The sequence below is a fragment of the Terrisporobacter petrolearius genome, assembly GCF_020748185.1.
Taxonomy (GTDB): domain Bacteria; phylum Bacillota; class Clostridia; order Peptostreptococcales; family Peptostreptococcaceae; genus Terrisporobacter; species Terrisporobacter petrolearius.
Window position 1 is genome coordinate 1 of the sequence record NZ_JAHZMO010000084.1, and the last position, 5,125, is coordinate 5,125.

At 29.1% G+C, this 5,125-nt stretch carries 3 protein-coding genes and 1 rRNA gene; 3 read left to right on the forward strand and 1 reads right to left on the reverse strand.

Annotated elements, in window-relative coordinates; all coding sequences use genetic code 11:
• Window positions 1-65 precede the first annotated feature (65 nt).
• Window positions 66-182 (forward strand): 5S ribosomal RNA (gene rrf, locus K0040_RS19560).
• A gap of 93 nt (window positions 183-275) precedes the next feature.
• On the opposite strand, the gene K0040_RS19565 is transcribed toward rrf, so the two are convergent.
• The gene (locus K0040_RS19565) at window positions 276-1,460 is read right to left on the reverse strand and encodes a pyridoxal phosphate-dependent aminotransferase (protein ID WP_228110385.1); all 1,185 of its coding nucleotides are present in this window, start codon (window positions 1,458-1,460) and stop codon (window positions 276-278) included.
• Window positions 1,461-1,679: 219 nt separating this feature from the next.
• Here K0040_RS19565 and K0040_RS19570 point away from each other — a divergent pair, with 219 nt between their 5' ends.
• Window positions 1,680-4,031 carry an anaerobic ribonucleoside triphosphate reductase gene (locus K0040_RS19570; protein ID WP_228110386.1) on the forward strand — a complete coding sequence of 784 codons (2,352 nt, stop codon included), beginning with the start codon at window positions 1,680-1,682 and terminating at the stop codon, window positions 4,029-4,031.
• 24 nt (window positions 4,032-4,055) lie between these two features.
• Window positions 4,056-4,595, forward strand: a complete 540-nt coding sequence (gene nrdG / locus K0040_RS19575) for an anaerobic ribonucleoside-triphosphate reductase activating protein (protein WP_228110387.1) — start codon at window positions 4,056-4,058, stop codon at window positions 4,593-4,595.
• The last annotated feature ends 530 nt before the right edge of the window (window positions 4,596-5,125 follow it).

Consider the following 5,125-nt stretch of genomic DNA (forward strand, 5'->3'; position numbering starts at 1 on the left):
GCAACGGATTTTTCTGAAGCGAAAGCAAAGAAATATCGTTGGCGATATGAGTGTAATGAATTTTATGTGGTTATTATAGCAAAGAGGATACACCTGTTCCCATTCCGAACACAGAAGTTAAGCTCTTGAGCGGCGATGGTACTTGGGGGGCGACCCCCTGGGAGAGTAGCACGTAGCCACGTAATTTTTTTGTTTAGGAATATAAGCCATGTAAAAACCTAACTAAAGAAGCCATGTAAATTAATTTTACATGGCTTTTTCGTATGTATATACTTTTAATTCATTATTTCTAAAATGAAATTTTCTAATCTACTTAATCCTTCTAAAAATTCTTTTTCTGAGCAAGCGTAAGATATACGCACATATTCGTCAATTCCAAAAGCTTTTCCAGGAACTATGGCCACATTGTATTTAGATAGGAATTCATCACAAAATTCAATAGAAAAACTTTGATTATATTTATATTTTTGAGCGACTTCCGACAAATCTATAAATACGTAGAATGCTCCATTTGGATAAACATAATCTACATAGTTCATAGTATCCAATTTGGAAGTGATTAAATTTCTTCTAGTTTTGTACGTATTTACCATATTATCTATATCATCTTTACAATACTTTAATGCTCCGTATCCTATATACTGTGCTGTTAAAGATGGATGAGAAATTAAGTGACCTTGTATTGAACTAATTCCTTTCGCTATTTCTTTATTTGATGCAGTATATCCTAATCGAAGTCCAGTCATTGCTGATGATTTTGCAAATCCATTAACAGTAATAGTAATATTTTTTACTTCTTCTCCCAATGATGCAACAGATACAAATTTACCATTATAGCAAATTCTTTCGTAAATTTCGTCAGATAATATATATATGTTTTTTTCTAAACATACATTTACTATTTCTAACAACTCTTCCTTTGTATAAACACTTCCTGTTGGATTAGATGGATTATTTAATAAAAGCATTTTAGTTTTGTCAGTTATATATTTTTCTAATAAATCTGCTGTTAATTTAAAGTCATTTGACTTGCTTGTTTCAATTGGTACAGGAACTGCATTAACGAGTTTAGTCATTTCAGAATAACTTACCCAATATGGTTTTGGTATTAAAACTTCATCTCCTGGATCTGTAACTACTAACAAAGCATTTGTTATAGCATTTTTTGCTCCACTAGATAGAACTATTTCATCTGAAGAATAAAAACAGTTATTTTCCTCTAATAATTTTTTACAAATTTCATCTCTAAGTATAGTTAATCCAGAAACTAAATCATATTTTGTGTAATTTTCACTTAAAGATTTAATTCCGCATTCAAGAGCCTTTTTAGGAACGTTGAAATCTGGTTCGCCTATACTTAAACTTATAACATCTTTACCTGATTCTCTCATTTCTTTTACCTTTGAACTAATTCCTATAGTACAAGAAGGTGATATAATACTAAGTCGATTAGATAACATTTTTTTACCCCCTAAAATAAGTATATTATCTATAATACAATAAAAAAGGAAAAATTTCATAAAAACTAATAACTTTTGTTGACAAAAAAGATTTTAAGTACTTTATAGACAAAGCCTTTTCATAAATGTTATTCTATTATAAATGGTGGATATATACCATATATAGTGGTAAAATTGTTGTACTCATACAATATATAGTGATTAAGAGGGGGTTTTTTAATGTTAGAATATATTAGAAAAAGGGATGGAAGAATCGTAAAACTTAATGAAGATAGAATAACAAGAGCTATATTTAAAGCGGCTAGTGAAGTGGCAAAAGAAGAGGGCATAGTACCTAGTTATGAAATGTCCGAAGAGTTAAGTCAAAATGCAATAAAGATATTAAATTCTAAGTTTAATGACACAATTCCAGGAGTTGAAGATATACAAAATATTGTAGTAAAAGTTTTAATAGAGGATGGTCATGCTAGAACTAGTGAAAAGTACATTACATATAGAAATGAAAGAAGTAGAATAAGAAATTCTCGAACAAGACTTATGAAGTCTATAAGTCAAATAACATTTGAAGATGCTAGTGATGCTAATATAAAAAGAGAAAATGCTAATATTGATGGAAATACAGCTATGGGAACAATGCTACAGTATGGAAGTACAGTTTCAAAAGAATTTTGCAAAACATTTGTATTAAAGCCCGAACATGTAAATGCTCATGATAGCGGAGATATACATATACATGATATGGATTTTCTTAATATGGGAACATTAACATGTTGTCAAATTAAGTTAGATAAACTTTTTGAAAATGGGTTTTCAACAGGTCATGGTTTTTTAAGAGAACCAAACAGCATTATGAGTTATGGTGCTTTAGCAGCAATTGCAATTCAGAGCGATCAAAATGATCAACATGGAGGTCAAAGTATACCATTTTTTGATTATGACATGTCCAAAGGTGTATACAAGACTTTTAGAAAACTATATATAGATAATTTGTTAAAAGGTATAGAATTATTAGTAAATGAAAGCGACACTGAAAAATTAAAAGATATAGTATATTCTACGGAAGATGAAACAGGGTTAAAAGTTGGGTTAAAACAAGATGATAAATATAAATTCTTGGAAAGAGAAAAGTTAATTAAAGAATTTAGTATTGATTCAAATACAGCAATTAAAATACAAGAATTTGCATATAAAGAGGCATATAAAGAAACAGACAAACAGACATATCAATCTATGGAAGGTTTTATACATAATCTAAATACAATGCACTCTAGAGCAGGAGCGCAAGTACCATTTTCAAGTATAAATTTTGGGACAGACACTTCACTAGAAGGTAGAATGGTAAGTAAAAATCTATTATTATCAATGGAAAAAGGCTTAGGAAATGGCGAAACAGCAATATTCCCTATACTTATATTTAAGGTAAAAGGAGGCGTGAACTTAAATGAAGGTGATCCTAACTATGATTTATTTAAATTATCTTGTAGAGTATCAGCGAAAAGATTGTTTCCTAATTTTAGCTTTTTAGATGCACCATTTAATATAGAGTACTATGAACCTAATAACCCAGAAACAGAAGCAACTTATATGGGATGCAGAACGAGGGTGATGAGCAATGTATGTGGTAAAAATGAAGTTAGTGGTAGAGGCAATTTATCTTTTACAACTATAAATTTACCTAGACTTGGTATAGAACACGGAATAATAAAAAATGATAAAACTGATTTAGATGGCTTCTTTAAGGATCTAGATAATAAAATAGCATTAGTAATAGATGAATTACTAGAAAGAATGGAGATACAAGGAAATAGAAAAGTTAAGAACTTTCCTTTCTTAATGGGGCAAGGTATATGGAGAGATTCAGATAAATTAAACCACGATGACAAATTAGACGAAGTGATTAAACAAGGAACTCTGACACTTGGCTTTATTGGTTTAGCTGAGTGTTTAATAGGGTTAATAGGAAAACATCATGGAGAAAGTGAAGAAGCACAAGAATTAGGATTGAAAATAATATCACATATGCGTAAAAGAATGGATGAAGCCACTGAGAAGTATAAATTAAACTTTTCTTTAATAGCAACACCGGCAGAAGGATTATCAGGTAGATTTACAGATATAGATAAGAATATATACGGCGAAATAAAAGGTATAACAGATAAAGAATACTATACAAATTCATTCCACGTACCTGTTTATTATAACATAAATGCGTATGATAAGATAAAAAAAGAGGCGCCTTATCATTCCTTAACAAATGGAGGGCATATTACATATGTGGAACTAGATGGAGATACATCAAATAATTTAGAGGCTTTTGAAACAATAATAAGAGCTATGAAAGAATCTGGAATAGGATATGGTAGCGTAAATCATCCAGTAGATAGAGATCCTATATGTGGTTATTCTGGAGTCATAGAAGGATTTGTATGCCCAAAGTGTGGAAGAAATGAAAAGAATAGTGATATAAAGTTTGAGAGAATAAGAAGAATAACAGGATATTTAGTAGGAACTGTAGATAGATTTAATGATGCGAAAAAAGCAGAAGTTAGAGATAGAGTTAAACATAAATAAAAAAATATTAAAGGTAGTGGTTATATGAAATTAAGATTAGCATCAGAGTTGACGTATGATAGTATTGTTGATGGACCTGGACTTAGAATGGTTATTTGGACACAAGGCTGTATACATAATTGTTATAAATGCCATAACCCTCAAACTCATAAATTAGAAGGTGGAATAATGGTTGACACGGACTATGTTATAAAAGAAGTGAAAAAACTTAAATTGCATAAGGGAATAACCTTATCAGGTGGGGAACCATTTTTACAACCAAAATCATTATCATTAATAGCAAAATCAGCACAGTTAGAAAATTTAGATGTGTGGTGTTATACTGGTTTTGAATTTGAATACTTAATAAACAAAGAAAATCCTTTATATATGCAAAATAAAACTTTACTACAATATATAGACATACTAGTAGATGGAAAATTTGTATATGAGAAAAAAGATGTAACATTAAAATTTAGAGGATCATTAAATCAAAGAGTTATAGATGTTAAACGTAGCCTGGAAGTAAATCAAGTAATATTAAAAGAAGAATATATGGAAAAAAGTCTACATATGGCAAAATAGCTTTTAAGGAAGATGATATAATTTATTGTCTTCCTTAATTTTGTTTTAAAAATATATAAATAAAATATGTGAATAATTATAGTGTATATGTGGATAAAATATAACGGACTTGTATTAAAGTTTGAAATTCTAATGAGTGTAAAAATGTGGAAATGTGGATAAAGATTTATACAAAAATTGATGAAAAAAATATTGGAAAAAAGTGTTGACGATTAAAAATAAACCTGGTATAGTTATACTTGTCCTTAAGACGAGGGCAAAAAACAACAAAACTTTTAAAAAAGTTATTGACAAATAAAGTATTTAAATGATAAAGTAATACTTGTCAAAAAGATAACAAGTCAACAAAAACAAAAGTGTTGACAAATAAAATTCACTTTGATAAAATTAAGAAGTTGAAAATAAAGAACTTTGAAAATTAAACAGTAGGTTAACAATAAATTAATTCTTTAAGAATTAAACTGAAACAACAAACAAACCAAGCCAGATATTCAGATAATGATTAGTCTGAGCGATGGACAACTTTTTTA

Bases quoted from the DNA above. Each gene is read 5' to 3' on its own strand.
- K0040_RS19565 (WP_228110385.1), bottom strand. From the start codon at position 1,460: ATGTTATCTAATCGACTTAGTATTATATCACCTTCTTGTACTATAGGA.
- K0040_RS19570 (WP_228110386.1), top strand. From the start codon at position 1,680: ATGTTAGAATATATTAGAAAAAGGGATGGAAGAATCGTAAAACTTAAT.
- nrdG (WP_228110387.1), top strand. From the start codon at position 4,056: ATGAAATTAAGATTAGCATCAGAGTTGACGTATGATAGTATTGTTGAT.